The organism is Agrococcus sp. GCM10030265 (genome assembly GCF_042666675.1).
Lineage (GTDB): Bacteria > Actinomycetota > Actinomycetes > Actinomycetales > Microbacteriaceae > Agrococcus.
In genome coordinates, this window is record NZ_JBHTCZ010000001.1 from 549613 (window position 1) to 567274 (window position 17662).

Genomic DNA, 17662 nt, shown 5'->3' on the forward strand with positions numbered 1-17662 from the left:
ACGCGCCTAGAAGGGCGTCTCGTCGTTGTAGGAGGTGCCCGGCGCGCCCCAGACGTCGCCGCCCTGGTTGCCGCCCGACTGCTGGCCTGCGGGCTGACCCCACGGCTCGTCGGCGACTGCGCCCTGCTGCTGACCGCCGCCGAACTGGCCCTGGCCGCCGCCACCGCGGTTGCCGCCGCCGCCACCCGACGAGCGGGTGACCTGCGCGGTCGCGTAGCGGAGGCTGGGGCCGATCTCGTCGACCTCCAGCTCGATGACGGTGCGCTTCTCGCCCTGCTGCGTCTCGAACGAGCGCTGCTTGAGGCGGCCCTGCGCGATGACGCGGCTGCCCTTCGTGAGGCTCTGCGAGACGTGCTCTGCGAACTCGCGCCACACCGACGCGCGGAGGAACAGCGCCTCGCCGTCCTTCCACTCGTTCGCCTGACGGTCGAACGTGCGCGGCGTCGATGCGATCGTGAAGTTCGCGACCGCGAGACCGTTCTGCGTGTACCGCAGCTCGGGGTCGGCCGTCAGGTTGCCGACGACCGTGATGATCGTCTCGCCGGCCATCAGGCGGCCTCGGTCGCCTTCGCCGCCTGGCGGGCAGCCTTGGCCTCGTCCTTCGCGGCCTTCACGGCGCGCTGGGCGATGACCTCGTCACGACGGAGCACCTTGGTGCGGATGACGGCCTCGGACAGGTTCAGCTGTCGGTCGAGCTCGCGCGTCGCCTCGGGCGTCGCGGTGAAGTCGACGACGGCGTAGATGCCCTCGGTCTTCTTGTCGATCTCGTATGCGAAGCGACGACGGCCCCAGATGTCCACGTTCTCGATCTCGCCCTCTGCGGTGCGGATGACACCGAGGAACTTCTCGAGAGACGGGGCGACGGTGCGCTCGTCGATGGCCGGGTCGAGGATGACCATCAGCTCGTAGGGATGCATGCTTCACCCACCTCCTTCGGACTCGAACGGCTGCAGACGATCTGCAGCAGGAGGGTATGCATGGTGCCCGGCGAGGCCGGACAACCTGGCAAGGCTACCGGATCCCGGGCGCGTCGCGCCACCCGTCATCGCCGAGGCCCGTCGGTGGTCGTCGGGCTGGCCGACGCCCGCGCCGCCTCAGTCGGTCGAGCGCGCCGCCCACCACTCGCGCAGCATCGCCTCGGCGCGCTCCGGGTCGAGGGGGCCGTGCTCGATGCGGGCATCGAGCAGCATCCGGTAGGCCTCGCCCACGGCACGCGACGGGCCGATCCCGAGGATCGCCATGATCTGCTCGCCGTCGAGGTCCGGGCGCAGGGCGTCGAGCTCCTCCTGCTCGGCGAGCTCGGCGATGCGGCGCTCGAGGTCGTCGTAGGCGAAGTCGAGGCGCTCGGCCTTGCGGCGGTTGCGCGTCGTGACGTCGGAGCGGGTGAGGATGTGCAGGCGCTCGAGCAGCGGGCCCGCGTCGCGCACGTAGCGACGCACCGCCGCATCCGACCACGACGCATCCATGTACCCGTAGAAGCGCAGGTGCAGCTCGACGAGACGTGCGACCGCCTTCGCGGTGTCGTTGTCGAAGCGCAGCGCCTTCAGTCGCTTCGCGGCGAGCCGCGAGCCGACGACGTCGTGGTTGTAGAACGTGACCGCGCCGCCCTCGACGTGCCGCGTGGCCGGCTTGCCGATGTCGTGCAGCAGCCCCGCAAGGCGCGACACCACGTCGGGAGCGGCGCCCGGATGCCGCGACGCCTCCAGCGCGATGCCCTGGCGCAGCACCGTGAGCGAGTGCTCGTAGACGTCCTTGTGGTGCGCGTGCTCGTCGACCTCGAGCCGCAGCGCGGGCACCTCGGGCAGCACGTGGTCGAGGATGCCGGCGTCGGTGAGCAGGCGCAGGCCGCCGGTGGGGTCGGAGGTGCACAGCAGCTTCACGAGCTCGTCGCGGACGCGCTCGGCGCTGATGTGCGTGATCGTCGCCGACGCCTCCTGCATGGCGTGCTGCACGCGCTCCGCGACGCGGAAGCCCAGCTGCGCCTCGAAGCGGGCGGCGCGCAGCATGCGCAGCGGGTCGTCGCGGAACGACGTCTCCGGCGCCTGCGGCGTGTCGAGCACCCCGGCGAGCAGGTGCTCGAGCCCGCCGCCGACGTCGACGAGGCGCGGGGCGATGCGCTCCACCGCCCCCGGCCCGGTGCGAGCGACGAGCTGCAGCGCCATGGCGTTGACCGTGAAGTCGCGACGCACGAGGTCGTCCTCGAGGCGGTCGCCGAAGGTCACCGCCGGCTTGCGCGTCGCACCGTCGTACACGTCGGCGCGATACGTCGTCACCTCGACCGTCTGACCGTCGATGCGGCAGGCGATGGTGCCGAACTCGCGCCCCACGTCCCACTGCGCGTCGGAGATGCGGCGCACGATGCGCAGGATGTCGTCGGCGAGCGCGTCCGTCGTGTAGTCGAGGTCGGACGTCGCGCGGCCCAGCAGCGCGTCGCGCACGGGGCCGCCGACGAGCGACAGCTCGAAGCCCGCGGCGACGAATGCGTCGGCGAGCGCCGCCGTCGGTCCGGATGCCGCCACCTGCTGCAGGCGCGCAGTCGCCTCGGCCATGCTCGTCACGGTCAGCCATCCTGCCAGGGCGCGCGCATGCGTGCCGCGCGAGCGCTCGGGCGCGCGCTCGTAGACTGTCGAGCATGCTCGCGGCGGGTGGGCGCGTGCGGCGCGCACTGGCGATGACGATCGCCTCGCTCGGCGCGCTCGGCGCCGTCGCCCTCGTGCCCGCACCGGCCATCGCCGCAGCCGACGACGCCGACCCCGTCGTCGCGGCATCCGACCCCGTGCTCGCGAGCGACCAGGACCTCGTCGTGGAGGTCGAGCTCGGTGCCGACGTCGCCGTCGACACCGCCGTCGAGGTGCGCGTCGGCGCGCGAGCCCTCGCGACGCGCTCCGCGCTGACGCAGTGGCTCGACGGCACGTCGTCTCCCCCGCTCTCCACCGTCGCGTCGGCGGCGATCCCCGCCGGGTCGTCGAGCGTCGAGATCACGGTGCCCGTCGCCCAGCTGCCGTGGTCGGCATCGACGAGCGGCGCGATGCTGCTCGCCGCCGACGTCGACGGCGTCGAGGAGACGCTGCGCTCGCTCGTGACGCGCGACCTGCCGGAGGGCGGGCCCACGGGCCTCGCGCTCACGATGCAGTCGACGGCTCCAGAGACGGCGACGGGCCTGCTGACCGCCGACGAGCTCGAGGCTGCCGTCGCGCCCGGCAGCGTGCTCGCCGAGCAGCTCGCCGTCGCCGAGACCGGCGTCGCCCTCGGCATCGACCCCATCCTGCCTGCGAGCATCGCCGCGCTCGGCGACGACGCCCCGGATGGCGCGCAGGCCTGGCTCGACGCCGCGAGCGCCCTGCCGCAGACGTTCGCGCTGCCGTACGGCGGCGCCGATCCCGTCGTGCTCGCCCGCTCGGCGGCCCCCATCCCGGCCCTCGCGGGCATCCCGGGGCCCGACGGCGCCGTGCTGCCCGCCGCGCTCGCCGAGGTGCCCACGACCCTCGGCACCGTCGTCGACGCCACGGACGCCACCCTCGACACCACGCTGCTCGGCTCGCTCGCCGCCGGCTCCACCGTGGTCGTCGAGACCGACGCCCTCGACGAGCAGCTCGATCGCGTGACGCCCGGCGCCCACGCCACCGTCGCAGGCGCATCCGTGCTCGCGGCCGACGCCGAGCTGCAGCAGCTGGTGCGCACGGCGGTGCGCGCGCAGGGCACGACCGCGGAGGACGGCATCGCGCGCGTGCTCGCGCTGCTCGCCACCGTGACGCGCGAGGCGCCGTCGCTGCAGCGCACCCTCGTCGCCGCGCTGCCGTTCGACGCCGACCCGTCGTCGGCGCTCGCGTTGCAGACGGCCGTCGCGTCGGCCGGATGGCTCGAGACCGCCACCGTCGCCGACGCGCTCGCCGAGCCTCCGCGCGACGCCGAGCTCGTGTCCGCATCGGCGAGCGACGCCGAGTCCGACGCCGCGTCGCGCGTCGCCGCGCTCGTCGCGGCATCCGCGATCGCCGAGTCGGTCGCGACGACGCTCGAGGATCCCGTGTCGCTCGTCGCGCCCGTGCGGCTGCAGGTGCTCGCCGCGATCGCCGCGACGTCGCGCGACGAGGATGCGGGAGCCGTCGAGCGCTTCGACGCGCTGGTCGCACCGCTGCGCGCCCCCGTCACGATCGTCGAGGGCGGAGACGCCGCGCTGCTCGGCAGCCCCTCGGAGCTGCCCGTGACGCTGCAGAACGCGCTCGACGTCGACGTCTCCGTGCAGCTCGTCGCCCGCGCCGGCACGAACGCCGTCTCGCTGCCCGACGACCCCATCGACGTCGTCGTCCCCGCCGGCGGACGCGTGCGCGTCGCCCTCCCCGTCGACGTCATCGCCGCAGGCGACGGCGTCGTGCGGCTGGAGGTGCGGACGCCCGCGGACGTCGTGCTCGACTCCGCGTCGCTGCGCATCGTCGCGCAGCCGGCGTTCGAGACGATCCTGCTCGTCGTCGTCGGCCTCGCGGCGGCGCTGCTGCTCGGCTTCGGCATCCTGCGCTCGGTGCGCGGCCGCCGCGCGGGCACCGCACGCGGCGACATCGACCCCCGCACCGAGCAGCTCGCCGTCGCCGACGCACGCGACGCCGCAGCAGCCGCACGACGCGGGGAGCTCCCCGCCACCGACGACCCAGGAGCACGTGGATGACCGAGGGCATGACCGATGGCACCGCGTCGCCCGGCGCGGCTGCACCCGGGGCAGCGTCACCCGGGGCGGCTGCGCCCGCGAAGGGTCCGAGCGTGCAGCGCTCGAGCGCGATCCTGGCCGCGGGCACCGCGGTGTCGCGACTGCTGGGCTTCGCGAAGGCCGGCCTGCTCGCCGTCGTCATCGGCAACACCGGCTCGGAGGCGGCTGCGGCGTTCGGCCTCGCCAACCAGCTGCCGAACAACGTCTACATCCTCGTCGCCGGCGGCGTCATGTCCGCCGTGCTCGTGCCCGCGATCGTCAAGGCCAGCCTCGGCGACGACGGCGGGCAGGCGTTCGTGCGCAAGCTGCTGACGCTCGGCGGCACGATCTTCCTGCTGCTCGCCGTCGTCGCGACCATCGCGGCCCCGATCCTCGTCAACCTCTACGCGTCGAGCAGCGACGGCGAGGGCGGCGGCTTCAGCGGCGAGCAGATGGCGCTGGCGATCGCGCTCGCGTACTGGTGCCTGCCGCAGATCCTCTTCTACGCGCTGTACACGCTGCTCGGCGAGATCTTCAACGCTCGCGGGCAGTTCGGGCCGTACACGTGGGCGCCGGTCGCGAACAACGTCGTCTCGATCGCGGGCCTGCTGGTCGTCCTCCTCCTCGTCGGCGACCGCACCGAGGATCCCGCGCTCTGGACCCCCGACCGCGTGGCGATGCTCGGCATCGCCACGACGGCGGGCGTCGCCGTGCAGGCACTCGTGCTCGTGCTGCTGTTCCGCCGCACCGGCATGACCTTCCGGCTCGACTTCGGATGGCGCGGCGTCGGCCTGCGTGCCACGGGGCAGCGCGCCGGCTGGCTGTTCGGCGTCGTCATCATCGGCCAGATCAAGGGCCTCGTGCAGGCGCGCGTCGTGACGCTCGCTGACCCCGACGGCGCGAACCTCTTCACGATGCAGAACGCCTGGTACGTGTTCTCGCTCCCCCACTCGGTCATCGCCGTGTCGATCGCGATCGCCTTCTTCACCCGGATGTCTCACCATGCGTCCCGCGGCGACCTCCCGGGGATCCGCACCGACGTGAGCGCGGCGCTGCGCGGCGTCGGCATGCTCACGACCATCAGCGCTGCCGTGCTCGCCGTCATCGCCGTGCCGTTCTTCCGCTACTTCGACCGCGGGTTCGAGGACATGCTGCAGTCGGCCTTCGTGCTGTGGGCCATGCTCATCGGTCTCGTCGCCTTCAGCGCCGAGTACGTGCTGCAGCGCGTCTACTTCGCCCTCGAGGACACACGCACCCCCTTCCTCTACGCGCTGTTCGGCATGCTCGTGACGTTCGCGCTCCTGTGGGCCTGCACGCTCCTGCCGGGGATGTGGATCGTCGCGGGCGCGTCGCTCGCGGTCACGATCGCGAACCTCGTCTCGTGCACCGCGTGGATCTGGCTCGTACGCCGCAAGATCGGCGCGTTCGGCTTCCGCCTCGTCGCCGTGCGCCACCTGCAGTACCTCGCCTATGCGCTCGTCGCCGCGATCCCCGGCGTGCTCGTCGTCTGGGGCCTCGGAGGCTTCCAGGAGGGCGGATGGGCGACGACCGCCACCGTGCCCGCCCTGGCGACCGCATCCCTCGCGGGCGCGGCGATGGGCGTCGTCTACTTCGGGCTGCTGTTCCTCACGCGCAACCCGGACTTCCGGTCGACGCTCGACATGGTGCTGGCGCGCTTCACAGGCCGCCGCCGTAGCGTTGGCGGCGACGCCGCCACCACGCGTCAGGACTGATCGACTCGGGAGGCACCATGCCGCATCCGCTCGCCAGGCTCATCGTGCCCGTGATCGTGGGCGCCGCGGCAGGCGTCGGCGCCATCGTCGCCCAGGGCGCGCTCGTGCGCCGCGGGCCTGCGCAGCCGTCGCTCGGCGCTCCCGAGCGTCCGCTGCCGTTCCGGGGCTGGTGGTCGTCCGACGAGTCCTCGCCCATGGCCTACGCGCATCCCGCCGTCGTCTTCGTCGACGGCGCGACGGGCACCGTCGTCGACTCCTGGGACAGGCGCACGCGATCGCGGGTGCCGAACGCTCGCGTCGTCGGCTCCGAACACCTCGCGACCGATGGCATCTCGGTGCTCGACGCCTCCACCGGCGACGTGCTCCAGACCCTGCCCGTCGAGGGAATGGCCCGCGGCTAGCATCGGTTGATCAGCAGTGAGCGCCACCGTGGCGCCCAGCGAAAGGCATCCGTGCACGACGTCATCATCATCGGATCCGGCCCGGCCGGATACACCGCGGCGATCTACGCCGCTCGCGCGAACCTGGCCCCCGTGGTGCTCGCGTCGAGCGTCGAGGCCGGCGGCGACCTCATGACGACGACCGAGGTCGACAACTTCCCCGGCTTCCCCGAGGGCATCATGGGGCCCGACCTCATGTTCAACATGCAGCAGCAGGCCGAGCGCTTCGGCGCCGACGTGCGCCTCGACGACGTCACCGAGCTCGAGCTCGACGGCCCCGTGAAGAAGGTGCACGTGGGCGGCGAGGTGCTCGAGGCTCGCACCGTCATCTTCGCGACCGGCTCCGCCTACCGTCGTCTGGGCCTGCCCGGCGAGGACCGCCTCTCGGGCCACGGCGTCTCGTGGTGCGCCACATGCGACGGGTTCTTCTTCAAGGAGAAGCACCTCGTCGTCGTCGGCGGCGGCGACTCGGCGATGGAGGAGGCGACCTTCCTCACGAAGTTCGCCGCGACCGTCACGATCGTGCACCGCTCCGAGACCTTCCGAGCGAGCGCTGCCATGCTCGACCGCGCCGAGGCCGACCCGAAGATCTCGTTCGTCACGAACGCCGTCGTCACCGACATCCTCGGCGACACGTCGGTCACGGGCGTCGCGCTGCGCGACTCCGTGACGGGCGAGGAGCGCGAGCTGCCCGTCGACGGCGTCTTCGTCGCCATCGGCTCCGACCCGCGCACGCATCTGGTGCACGGCAAGCTCGAGCTCACGACCGAGGGCACGATCGCGGTCGACGGCCGCTCGTCGCGCACGAACGTCCCCGGCGTCTTCGCTGCGGGCGACGTCATCGACCCCACCTACCGACAGGCCATCACGGCCGCCGGCTCGGGCACCGTCGCGGCGCTCGATGCCCAGCACTACCTGGCGGAGCTGCCCGAGGCAGTCACCGTCTGACACGAAGGAGATCGCATGAAGAACGTCACCACCGACTCGTTCCAGGCCGACGTCCTCGACGCCGACAAGGCCGTCCTCGTCGACTTCTGGGCGGAGTGGTGCGGCCCGTGCCGTGCCGTGGGCCCCATCCTCGAGCAGATCGACGGCGAGACCGACAAGCTCGACGTCGTGAAGGTCAACGTCGACGAGAACCCCGACCTGGCGATGCGCTACGGCATCACGTCGATCCCCGCGATGAAGGTCTTCGTGGGTGGCGAGGTCAAGAAGGAGCTCATCGGCGCGAAGCCGAAGGCGGCCCTCGAGGCCGACCTCGCAGCATTCCTCTGATCGACTGATCGCTCCCCCACCGCGGGAGCACGCGAAGGGCCCCGGGTCTCCCCGGGGCCCTTCGTCGTGCGTGCGGCTACTCGGAGAGGCTCACGGCGTCGCCGAACGGCGGCTCGCCGAGCTCGGAGAGGATGCGGTTCAGGTCGGCGACCGTCGCGAAGTCGACGACGATCTGGCCCTTCGTGCGGCCGAGGCTCACGCGCACTCGCGTGTCGAGTCGGTCGGTGAGCCGCTCGGCGACCTCGTCGAGGCCGCGCTGCACGCCGCCGCGCTGCGGCGTGCGACGGGGCACCTTCACCTGCACGACGCTCGCCGCGTGCTCGGCAGCGCGTACTGAGAGTTCCTCATTCACAATGCGGTCGGCGAGGCGCTGCATCGCGTCCTCACCGTCGACCGAGAGGATCGCACGAGCGTGCCCCGCGCTCAGGACACCGGATGCCACACGGGTCTGGATGGTCTCCGGCAGCCGGAGCAGACGGATCGTGTTCGAGATCTGCGGGCGGCTGCGGCCGATGCGCCGCGACAGCTCCTCCTGCGTGATCGAGAAGTCGGCCATGAGCTGCTGGTAGGCCGATGCCTCCTCGAGCGGGTTGAGGTCCGCACGATGGAGGTTCTCGAGCAGCGCGTCGCGCAGCATCGCCTCGTCGGAGGTCTCGCGGATGAGGGCAGGGACCGTGGCCTTGCCCGCCCGTCGCGATGCACGCCACCGACGCTCGCCCATGATGAGCTCGAACCGCTCGGCGTCGCCCGGCATGGGCCGCACCACGATCGGCTGCAGCACCCCGAACTCGCGGATCGAGTGCTCGAGCTCGGTGAGGTCGTCCTCGTCGAAGACGTCGCGCGGCTGCACGTGGTTGGGCACGATGGCGTCGAGCGGCAGCTCTGCCAGGCGCGCGCCGGGGACGGCGGCCAGCTCCTGACCGTCCGTGGTCTTCGCAGCCGGGAAGAAGACGTCGACGGGCCGCTCGCGCGGCTGCGCGGGCTGTGTCGGCGCCTCGGTGTCGACCGGAGCGGTCGGGATGAGCGCGCCGATGCCGCGGCCGAGTCCCGTGCGCTTGCTCATCGTGCTCCTCGCTGTGCGATCTCGGCGGCGGCCTCACGGTACGCGAGCGCACCAGGCGAGTTCGGGTCGTAGGCGAGCACCGTCTGCCCGAAGCCCGGAGCCTCCGAGATCCGCACCGTCCTCGGGATGATCGTGCGCAGCGCGACGTCGCCGAAGTGCTCGCGGACCTCGTCGACGACCTGCCGCGACAGCAGCGTGCGGCCGTCGTACATGGTGAGCAGCACCGTCGACAGCGACAGTGCCGGGTTGAGGTGCGCCTTGATGCGCTCGATGGTGTCGAGCAGCTGCGTCACGCCCTCGAGCGCGTAGTACTCGCACTGGATGGGCAGCAGCACCTCGGTCGCCGCGGCGAAGGCATTGATCGTGAGCAGGCCCAGCGACGGCGGGCAGTCGATGAAGACGTAGTGCACCGGCTCGTCCTGCGAGGCCAGGTACTGCTCGAGGGCGGCCCGCAACCGGAACTCCCGCCGCTCGAGGGGCGCGAGCTCGAGATCGGCACCCGCGAGGTGGATGGTCGAGGGCACGCCGGCCAGACGCTCCGCGTCTGCGCTCGGCTGCACCGCGTCGGCCAACGGCGTCTCGTCGACGAGCACGTCGTACGTGCTCGTGACGTCCGCGTGATGCGGGATGCCGAGGGCGGTGGATGCGTTGCCCTGCGGGTCGAGGTCGACGACCAACGCGCGCGCGCCCGCGCGTACGAGCGACGACGCCAGGTTCACCGCCGACGTCGTCTTGCCGACGCCGCCCTTCTGATTGACGACCGCGATGATGCGGGTCGTCGTCGGCAGCGGATGCTCTGCATTGGCGAGTGCCGTGCGTCGCTTGGCCAGATCCGCCATCTCGCGTGCGATGGGCGTGGTGTCGAATCGACCCGTCGTCTGCACTGGAACCCCGTCCTCTCCCGGTCGTGTTTCACGTGAAACATCACGCGCGCGTCCGTTGCTCCGAAGCCATCTTCCGGCATGCGGGCTGTGTTCGCCAACTCCTTCGGCGCGCCCCTCCACACGCACGTCTGTGGAGAGCTGTGGAGAACACCACGGGATTGGCTCAGTCGCGCTGGGCGCGCGCGCTCACGCCCATGACCCCCGAAATCCCGCGGAAACACTGGGCAGTCGCGCTCCGACGCGCCGAGACTGCGTCGCCGCGACGCGCCCGAGCGCGTCGCGTTCTCCACAGTTCTCCACAGGACGGGTGGCTCGGCACCGATGCACGGCGGTCCCGCTCGGGAGGGGCTTCACGAGGACGTCGCCTCTCTCCGCAGCGGGCGACACCTTCGGTGGGCGGCCGGATCATCGGCTGCGGGTGCGCCGAGAGCTGTGGACGTGACTGCGACCCGGGCTGGGCCTTCGTTTGGGCCAGCGTGTACGAGTACGACTGCGACTGCGTCACCGCAACTGCCTGCCGGCCACTGCGCGACTGGGTGACTGCGACCGAGACTGCGTGACTGCGATTGGAACGGCGTGACGGCCACCGAGACGGGGCCTTGGACTGGGGCAGCGCCTTCGTCTGACGCTGCGACTGCGGCGGCTCCGCCGTAATGCCACGACGTACGGCCGTGGCGCCCGCCTCGATGTTCCACGTGAAACATCCGCCACGGTCGGTTCAGCTGCGATGCCTGCTGACCACCGCACCGGCGCACCGGCACCAGGAGCGCGTTCGTCGCGGCGCGCCCGAGCCCCGGTGCGCCTGCGCCTGTAGACGAGTCATGGCTCCATCCCCAGCACCGTCCTGTCGAAGACCTCCGCTACGCGGCGGCGCACCACTCGACGGCTAGCCGTCCGGCATTCCATGACGACGCGCGTGATGCGCAGCGACACGGAGTGGCGGCGATGGTGCCGCGTTGGCCGCGGGACCCCCTCACGCAGGAGCATGCCAACGCCGAGCTCGAGCCTCGCAGACTGCTGCAACGCCTACGCTCCCAACCGTGCGCCGTCGCACAACATCACTTGCCGCACGGATGCCATGCACATGCTTCGCAGACATGTGCGCACCACTCGCTCGCCTGACGACCCCAGCATCGTCCGCTGTTTCACGTGAAACATGCCAGTCTCACGACGACGGGGTCACTCGCTGGCTCTACCGCCGGCGCCCGCTTCTCCTCGGCGCGATGGCGCACGGCGCCGGGCGCGCTTCGCGGCCGCGATCGGATCGACCCAACTCGGGCCTCAACCCTGCCAGTTCCCTACGAGGCATCGGTCTTGGACGCGCGTCCCGACCGGTTGCGAGGGCTGACGCCACCGAACTCTGCACGCTCGCCCGTCGTGAACACGGAACGCGGTTGCCCCGTGTTCTCCGATCGACAATGGAGCTGAGTACAGCGGTCCCTTTCGAGCCCGAAGATCCGGGTTGGGTTTCACGTGAAACGTCGAAGGACTATGTGGAGGTGGCTGGAGCCGGGGCGCTCGCATGTTCTGAGCCGCGCATAGGACGCCGCGATGGTCGGACCCGTTCACCCGTGACCCTGGAACCCCGCCTCGGCCCGATGTTTCACGTGGAACATACTGGTCGTAGGCGGCCCAGGTGCGGCGCGCGGGCGTGCACACCATCCGAACACAGTCGTCGACGGCTCCGGAGCACTCGACCCCTTGAGCTCGTGACGATGACCCTGACGTTGGCGTCTGAGGCGGCCGAGATGCGACCGGCTGCACGAGCTCGGCCGCTCCGCGCGGCAGCGCCGGCCCGGAGCAGCGGGTGCAGGCCTGGTCATCCCGCTCGGGCAAATCGACGGCGCTGAGCTGGACCCGTCGTGAGGCAGACATGCACTCTGCCTGCGGCCGTCCATGGGAACGGCATCGCGGTGCTGGTGTTTCACGTGGAACACACGCGCGACCGAGATCGCGAGGACGGCGCGATGGCCGGCCCGCCACCCGTCGCCCGACCCTTCGATCACCGACAGAGAGGCGCGGACGGCAAGGAACGACGACGTTCCGTCCGCGAGCGATCATGCGTGCGCAGCAACCCCGCCCGCTCGGCATCACGGATCCAGAGCCTGCTATGCCGCGATCTCACGCTTCGATCACGGGTGAATCCGTTCGCATGCGGCGTCACCAGATCCCGCACGCCCGTGTCGCCGGCGAGCGGACACTGGCGCATCATGCTCTCGATGGCTCCTGACGCACGTAGCCACGTGCTCCAACGGGTCGACCATTGCCAGATCGCGCCAGAACGGGCCCGGCCCGACGCCCGTCAGCACGCAGCGCGCACCAGAAGACGACCGCCACCGCGCCAGAACGGGCCCGGCCCGACGCCCGTCAGCACGCAGCGCGCACCAGAAGACGACCGCCACCGCGCCGGCCGCATCGCCGGCACCCCGGCGCCACGGCCGGGGAGCATCGATGCTGCACCCACCCAGCCGCGTCGGATCCATCGCTCGATCGGACATGCTCGGATGACTCGGTCGCCCAGCACCAGCCCGCGTCCAGGCGCTCACGCAGAACGTTCTCGCCGACAGGACGAAGACATCGTGCGACATGAGGGTTGACCGCGCCACGCACGGCTCGCCCATGGGAAGCACCGACCCGACGCGGGGACGCGTCGGCGACGCCGACGTCAGCCGCGAACGACGGCGCGCAGCACGCGGGTGACGTCGCCGTCGCCCGCGTCGAGCTCGAGCACCTCGGGCGCGCCCACTCGGTGCTTGCGCATCGCCTTCTCGGCGGCCGCGAGCTCGTCATGCACCCGGGCGCCCTTCAGCAGCACGAGCTCGCCGCCGTCGGCGACGAGGGGAGCGGTCCATGGGATCAGGGTGCGAAGGGCTGAGACGGCGCGCGCAGTCACCTGGTGGAACGCCCGAGTGCCGTGCACCTCCTCGGCGCGCGCTCGCACGACCTCGACGTTGGTGAGGCCCATGCGCTCGGTCTCGGATCGCAGCCAGTCGCAGCGGCGCTCCATGGGCTCGATGAGCGCCATCGACACGTCGGGGCGTGCGATCGCGAGGACGAGCCCGGGCAACCCGGCACCCGAGCCCACGTCGGCCACGAGCGCGTTGCGCTGCAGCAGAGGAGCCATGACAGCAGAGTTGAGGATGTGTCGGCTCCACAGCTGGTCGAGCTCACGAGGTCCGATCAGGCCGAGGGTCTCACCGTGCTCGGCGAGCGAGGCCGTGTACGAGCGCGCGACCTCGATGCGGTCGCCGAACATCGCCGCCGCAGCAGACGGCTCGGCCTCGTACGTGGTCACTTGGGAACGACGACCGCGTGGCGGTCGCGCCCCTCGCCCTCGGACTCCGAGTGGTAGCCGGCCTCGGCGACGAGGTCGTGCACCAGCTTGCGCTCGTACGACGACATCGCGGGGAGCGCGGCGCGGTCCTCGCCACCCTCGATGCGCGCGATCGCGCGATCGACCAGCTCGCGCAGCTCGACGGTGCGGGCGTCCTGGCTGCCTGCGACGTCGAGGACGACGCGCGAGAACTCACCGGTCTGCGACTGCACGGCGAGCCGAGTCAGATCCTGTAGCGCCGCGACGACCTCGGGAGCGCTCAGCACGGCCAGCGAGGCGTCGCCGGGCTCGCCGACCTTGAGCGTCGTGCGGGTGCCGGTCTCCTCGATCTCGATGTCGCCATCGACGTCGGCGATGTCGAGCAGCGCCTCGAGGTAGTCGGCGGCGATCTCGCCCTCGTCGACCTCGGTCTGCTCGGGCGCCTGGGTCTGCTCGTCGGTCACTTCGGTCCTCCATCGCGCTGCGACTTGGGGCCCTTGCGCTTGGGCTGCTGCCGCTGGGTGTTCACGATCACGGGCTGCTCGACGGCACCCTCGCTCGTCGCCTGCTCGGGCTCGATGCCCATGCGCTGACGCTTGCGAGCAAGGCGGGCCTCACGGGCGAGCGCCGCATCCGAGCCCGGGTTCGGCAGCTTGGCGATGATGATGAGCTGCTGCACGAGCGTGTAGATGTTCGAGACGAGCCAGTAGAACATCGTCGCGAGCGGGAAGGCCCAGGCGGAGATGAGGAGGAACACCGGGATGACGTACAGGATGATGCGCTGCTGCTTGTACATCGGCGACTCCTTCATCTGAGGAGTCTGGTTCTTCGACATGATCTGCAGCTGCGTGTAGAACTGCGTCGCCACCATGATGAGCGTCATCAGCACGGCGGTGATGATGACGGGCACGTCGCCCTGCTCGAAGCCGTGCTGCATCGTCATGTTCAGGTCGACGAGGTCGAACAGCGACGCCTGCCGGAACTGGTCGGCGAGCGCCTCGCTCATGAAGCCGACGCCGGCATTGCCGCGGTTCGCCTCGGTGAGCACCGTGACGAGGCCGAAGAAGATCGGCATCTGCACGAGCAGCGGCAGGCAGGAGGCGAACGGGTTGGTGCCCGCCTTGCGGTACGCCTCCATGGTCTCGCGCTGCATGGCCTCGCGAGAGAACTGATCCTTCTTGCCGCGGTACTTGTCCTGGATGCGCTTGATCTCGGGGGCGACCTCGAGCGCCTTGCGAGACGAGAGGATCTGCCGCACGGTCAGCGGGATCATCGCGGTGCGCACGATGAGCGTCAGGGTCGCGATCGACAGCACCCAGACGAGTCCGGACGAGCCGTCCATGCCCAGCTGCTCGAAGACCCAGTGGCCTCCGGCCAGGATGGCCTCGAGGACCCACTTGATGGGCCACATGAGCAGGCCGATGATGTCGGGCATCAGCGATTCCTCTTCTCGTTCGTCATGCGGCTCCCGTCACGAAGCCGAATCTCGTCGTCGCCATCGATCGGCGCGGGATGGGGATGTCGTCCACGCCGCCCGCAGCCCACGGGTGGCACCGCACGATGCGCCGCGCCCCCATCCAGATGCCCCGCACCGCACCGTGCTGCTGGATGGCCTGCAGCGTGTACGACGAGCAGCTCGGGTAGTAGCGGCAGACGTCGCCGTACAACGGCGACACCACCGCGCGGTACGCGACGAGCATCGCGATGCACACGTTGCGCGGCATCAGCACGAGCGCGCTCATCGTGACCTCAGCAATGGTTCGAATGCAGCGGTCAGCGTACCGTAGTCGGCTATGCCGGCGGCAGGGAGCGCCCGGACGACCACGTCGACCGGGGGATCGAGCGGCAGCACATGCTGCCGGACGTGCTCGGACATGCGGCGTCGGATGCGATTGCGCACGACGGCGTTGCCTACCTTCTTGGACACGACGAAGCCGAAGCGGCTGGTGGCCGCTTCGGCTTCGGTGACGTGGAGCACCGCGACGGGGGACGAGTGTCTCCTGCCCGCGCGGACGATGCGCCGGAAGTCCGCCGCGTGCACGACGCGGTTCGGCTTCGGCAGCACCGCGGCTCAGGCGGAGAGCTCGGTGCGCCCCTTGCGACGGCGCGCAGCCAGGATGGCGCGGCCGGCACGCGTGCGCATGCGGAGGCGGAAGCCGTGCTTCTTGGCGCGGCGGCGGTTGTTCGGCTGGAACGTGCGCTTGCTCATGAGACTGTCTCCATGGGTATCGGCCGATGCGGCCGGAAGTCGTCGCTGCCGCGAACGGCAACCTGGCGATCATACGCGAGAACCGGAGCGAGGGTCAACCGAGCCTCGAACCGTGTCGCACGCCACGCCGCCCCCATTCTGGAGCGACTTGCAAGGAGTGCGCTATGCGTGCAGACTCAGTGAATCCTCCGGGCGGATGGGGCCTGCACGGCCGCCTCCCGGAGACCACCCACCGATCCATCCACCTGTGGACAACGGTGTGGAGAGACCCACGCACCCCACGGGACGGAGCCTGCGCATGAGCGGTGGTGGCGACGCCCACCAGCTCTGGGCATCGGTGATCGCGACCCTCGCGACCGATCCGCGCATACCACCCTCTGTCCGGGGATTCCTCGACCTCGTGGAGCCTCAGGGCACCATGGGATCCGTCCTCTACCTCGACGTCCCCAACGACCTGACGCGCGACATGATCGAGCAGCGGCTCCGCATCCCGGTGACCGAGGCGATTGTGGAGAACGCTGTGGAGATCACGTCGTTCAAGATCGTCGTGAACCCCGAGCTCGAGCTCGGCCACGCGCTCGACGAGACCCCCGAGGTGTCGACGCCGTACGTGCAGCACGAGGTCATCTCGGCGCCGTCCGCCGTGACGCGACCCTCGCCGGCCGGACGCGTCGACTCGCGCCTCAACCCGAAGTACGTCTTCGACAACTTCGTCATCGGCGGCTCCAACCGCTTCGCGCACGCTGCCGCGCTCGCCGTGGCCGAGGCCCCCGCGAAGGCGTACAACCCCCTCTTCATCTACGGCGAGTCCGGCCTCGGCAAGACCCACCTCCTCCACGCCATCGGCCACTACGCCGAGAACATGTACCCGGGCATCCGCGTCCGCTACGTGTCGAGCGAGGAGTTCACGAACGACTTCATCAACTCGATCGCGAACAACCAGGGGCAGGCGTTCCAGGGCCGGTACCGCGAGGTCGACGTCCTCCTCATCGACGACATCCAGTTCCTGCAGGGCAAGGAGTCGACGCAGGAGGCGTTCTTCCACACCTTCAACACGCTCCACGACCACGACAAGCAGGTCGTGATCACCTCCGACGTGGCGCCGAAGCACCTCACGGGCTTCGAGGCGCGCATGGTGTCGAGGTTCGAGTGGGGCCTCATCACCGACGTCACGGCACCCGACCTCGAGACGCGCATCGCCATCCTGCGCAAGAAGGCGCAGGCCGAGCGCATGGATGCGCCGGACGACATCCTCGAGAAGATCGCCGAGCGGGTGACGACGAACATCCGCGAGCTCGAGGGCACCCTCATCCGGGTGACGGCGTTCGCGAGCCTCAACCGGCTGCCGGTGACGCTCGATCTCGCGCAGACCGTGCTGAAGGATCTCTTCTCGCAGTCGAGCGAGGTCGCGGTCGGCCCGAGCGACATCATCACCCACACGGCCGGCTACTTCCAGCTGACCGAGGAGGACCTCTACGGCTCCTCCCGCTCGCAGACCGTCGCGCTCGCCAGGCAGATCGCCATGTACCTGTGCCGCGAGATGACGAGCCTGTCGCTGCCGAAGATCGGGCAGCTGTTCGGCAATCGCGACCACACCACGGTCATGTACGCGAACAAGAAGATCGAGAAGCTCATGAAGGAGAAGCGCTCGGTCTACACGCAGGTGACGGAGCTCACCGCGCGCATCAAGTCGGCGCCCAGCCGCTGACGCGCGCGCTCCTGCGAGGAGCACCTGCGCACCCGCTCGCTCGCTCGAGCAAGGGGTCTCGCGACGACCGCGCCCCGCTCGGGTGGCATCCCCCGCCTGCGTCCGGCATCCGTGCTGCTGCGGCGTGCGCTCGGTGCCGTTCGGCGTGCGCTCGGTGTCGTTCGGCGTGCGCGCGGTGCCCGATCGACCTGCGTGCGCGACGGATCGGGCACCCGACGCGCGCCTCGGCGCCCCGGCTGCGCTCGGCGACGGCGCCCATCGAGCGGGATGACACGTCTCGGAGGGTGTGCACTTCGTGTTGGCAACCGTGTGCGCCGCGCCGGAGGGGGTGTGGACAAGCCCGCCATGCCCTGTGGAAT

At 70.7% G+C, this 17662-nt stretch carries 17 protein-coding genes; 6 read left to right on the forward strand and 11 right to left on the reverse strand.

Annotated elements, in window-relative coordinates:
- Positions 1-6: 6 nt before the first annotated feature.
- The 3 genes from ACFQPP_RS02640 to ACFQPP_RS02650 form a co-directional block, all read right to left on the reverse strand.
- Complete coding sequence (locus ACFQPP_RS02640) at positions 7-549, reverse strand: single-stranded DNA-binding protein (RefSeq protein WP_376914954.1); 543 nt, start codon at positions 547-549, stop codon at positions 7-9.
- Positions 549-917, reverse strand: coding sequence for a 30S ribosomal protein S6 (rpsF, locus tag ACFQPP_RS02645; RefSeq protein WP_376914955.1), 369 nt, complete (start codon positions 915-917; stop codon positions 549-551). Before rpsF ends, ACFQPP_RS02640 begins: the two co-directional genes overlap by 1 nt.
- Before the next feature lie 177 nt (positions 918-1094).
- Entirely contained in the window at positions 1095-2558 is a 1464-nt protein-coding gene (locus ACFQPP_RS02650; RefSeq protein WP_376914956.1) for a CCA tRNA nucleotidyltransferase, read from the reverse strand.
- 74 nt (positions 2559-2632) lie between these two features.
- Between ACFQPP_RS02650 and ACFQPP_RS02655 the strand changes: the two genes are divergently transcribed.
- The 5 genes from ACFQPP_RS02655 (at position 2633) to trxA (ending at position 8126) form a co-directional block, all read left to right on the forward strand.
- Entirely contained in the window at positions 2633-4660 is a 2028-nt protein-coding gene (locus tag ACFQPP_RS02655) for a DUF6049 family protein (protein WP_376914957.1), read from the forward strand.
- Between the two features lie 92 nt (positions 4661-4752).
- Entirely contained in the window at positions 4753-6411 is a 1659-nt protein-coding gene (murJ, locus tag ACFQPP_RS02660) for a murein biosynthesis integral membrane protein MurJ (RefSeq protein WP_376914958.1), read from the forward strand.
- Between the two features lie 17 nt (positions 6412-6428).
- On the forward strand, positions 6429-6812 hold the full coding sequence (locus ACFQPP_RS02665) for a hypothetical protein (protein WP_376914959.1): 384 nt from the start codon (positions 6429-6431) through the stop codon (positions 6810-6812).
- A 51-nt stretch (positions 6813-6863) separates the two neighbouring features.
- Positions 6864-7799, forward strand: coding sequence for a thioredoxin-disulfide reductase (gene trxB, locus ACFQPP_RS02670; RefSeq protein WP_376914961.1), 936 nt, complete (start codon positions 6864-6866; stop codon positions 7797-7799).
- A 15-nt stretch (positions 7800-7814) separates the two neighbouring features.
- On the forward strand, positions 7815-8126 hold the full coding sequence (trxA, locus tag ACFQPP_RS02675) for a thioredoxin (RefSeq protein ID WP_376914962.1): 312 nt from the start codon (positions 7815-7817) through the stop codon (positions 8124-8126).
- Positions 8127-8202: 76 nt separating this feature from the next.
- On the opposite strand, the gene ACFQPP_RS02680 is transcribed toward trxA, so the two are convergent.
- The 8 genes from ACFQPP_RS02680 to rpmH form a co-directional block, all read right to left on the reverse strand.
- Entirely contained in the window at positions 8203-9189 is a 987-nt protein-coding gene (locus ACFQPP_RS02680) for a ParB/RepB/Spo0J family partition protein (RefSeq protein ID WP_376914963.1), read from the reverse strand.
- On the reverse strand, positions 9186-10028 hold the full coding sequence (locus tag ACFQPP_RS02685) for a ParA family protein (protein WP_376915292.1): 843 nt from the start codon (positions 10026-10028) through the stop codon (positions 9186-9188). The genes ACFQPP_RS02680 and ACFQPP_RS02685 overlap by 4 nt, the downstream gene beginning before the upstream one ends.
- A gap of 2710 nt (positions 10029-12738) precedes the next feature.
- Entirely contained in the window at positions 12739-13368 is a 630-nt protein-coding gene (rsmG, locus tag ACFQPP_RS02690; RefSeq protein ID WP_376914964.1) for a 16S rRNA (guanine(527)-N(7))-methyltransferase RsmG, read from the reverse strand.
- Positions 13365-13850 (reverse strand): protein jag, encoded by a 486-nt coding sequence (locus ACFQPP_RS02695; RefSeq protein WP_376914966.1) that lies wholly within the window; start codon positions 13848-13850, stop codon positions 13365-13367. Before ACFQPP_RS02695 ends, rsmG begins: the two co-directional genes overlap by 4 nt.
- A complete protein-coding gene (gene yidC, locus ACFQPP_RS02700; protein WP_376914967.1) occupies positions 13847-14821 on the reverse strand; it encodes a membrane protein insertase YidC in 975 nt (324 codons plus the stop codon). Before yidC ends, ACFQPP_RS02695 begins: the two co-directional genes overlap by 4 nt.
- Before the next feature lie 22 nt (positions 14822-14843).
- The gene (gene yidD, locus ACFQPP_RS02705; RefSeq protein WP_376914968.1) at positions 14844-15128 is read right to left on the reverse strand and encodes a membrane protein insertion efficiency factor YidD; all 285 of its coding nucleotides are present in this window, start codon (positions 15126-15128) and stop codon (positions 14844-14846) included.
- Complete coding sequence (rnpA, locus tag ACFQPP_RS02710) at positions 15125-15451, reverse strand: ribonuclease P protein component (protein ID WP_376914970.1); 327 nt, start codon at positions 15449-15451, stop codon at positions 15125-15127. Before rnpA ends, yidD begins: the two co-directional genes overlap by 4 nt.
- A 6-nt stretch (positions 15452-15457) precedes the next feature.
- Complete coding sequence (gene rpmH, locus ACFQPP_RS02715; protein ID WP_021010601.1) at positions 15458-15595, reverse strand: 50S ribosomal protein L34; 138 nt, start codon at positions 15593-15595, stop codon at positions 15458-15460.
- Between the two features lie 298 nt (positions 15596-15893).
- On the opposite strand from rpmH, the gene dnaA reads away from it, so the two are divergent.
- Positions 15894-17303: a chromosomal replication initiator protein DnaA gene (gene dnaA / locus ACFQPP_RS02720; RefSeq protein ID WP_376914972.1), complete on the forward strand. Its 1410-nt coding sequence runs from the start codon at positions 15894-15896 to the stop codon at positions 17301-17303.
- Positions 17304-17662: the final 359 nt, after the last annotated feature.

What these genes read in the sequence shown, in the direction of transcription:
- rpmH (WP_021010601.1), bottom strand. Translation starts at nt 15,595, where the DNA reads ATGAGCAAGCGCACGTTCCAGCCGAACAACCGCCGCCGCGCCAAGAAG.
- trxA (WP_376914962.1), top strand. Translation starts at nt 7,815, where the DNA reads ATGAAGAACGTCACCACCGACTCGTTCCAGGCCGACGTCCTCGACGCC.
- dnaA (WP_376914972.1), top strand. Translation starts at nt 15,894, where the DNA reads ATGAGCGGTGGTGGCGACGCCCACCAGCTCTGGGCATCGGTGATCGCG.
- ACFQPP_RS02680 (WP_376914963.1), bottom strand. Translation starts at nt 9,189, where the DNA reads ATGAGCAAGCGCACGGGACTCGGCCGCGGCATCGGCGCGCTCATCCCG.
- yidD (WP_376914968.1), bottom strand. Translation starts at nt 15,128, where the DNA reads ATGAGCGCGCTCGTGCTGATGCCGCGCAACGTGTGCATCGCGATGCTC.
- ACFQPP_RS02685 (WP_376915292.1), bottom strand. Translation starts at nt 10,028, where the DNA reads ATGGCGGATCTGGCCAAGCGACGCACGGCACTCGCCAATGCAGAGCAT.
- ACFQPP_RS02640 (WP_376914954.1), bottom strand. Translation starts at nt 549, where the DNA reads ATGGCCGGCGAGACGATCATCACGGTCGTCGGCAACCTGACGGCCGAC.
- ACFQPP_RS02665 (WP_376914959.1), top strand. Translation starts at nt 6,429, where the DNA reads ATGCCGCATCCGCTCGCCAGGCTCATCGTGCCCGTGATCGTGGGCGCC.
- yidC (WP_376914967.1), bottom strand. Translation starts at nt 14,821, where the DNA reads ATGCCCGACATCATCGGCCTGCTCATGTGGCCCATCAAGTGGGTCCTC.
- rpsF (WP_376914955.1), bottom strand. Translation starts at nt 917, where the DNA reads ATGCATCCCTACGAGCTGATGGTCATCCTCGACCCGGCCATCGACGAG.
- ACFQPP_RS02655 (WP_376914957.1), top strand. Translation starts at nt 2,633, where the DNA reads ATGCTCGCGGCGGGTGGGCGCGTGCGGCGCGCACTGGCGATGACGATC.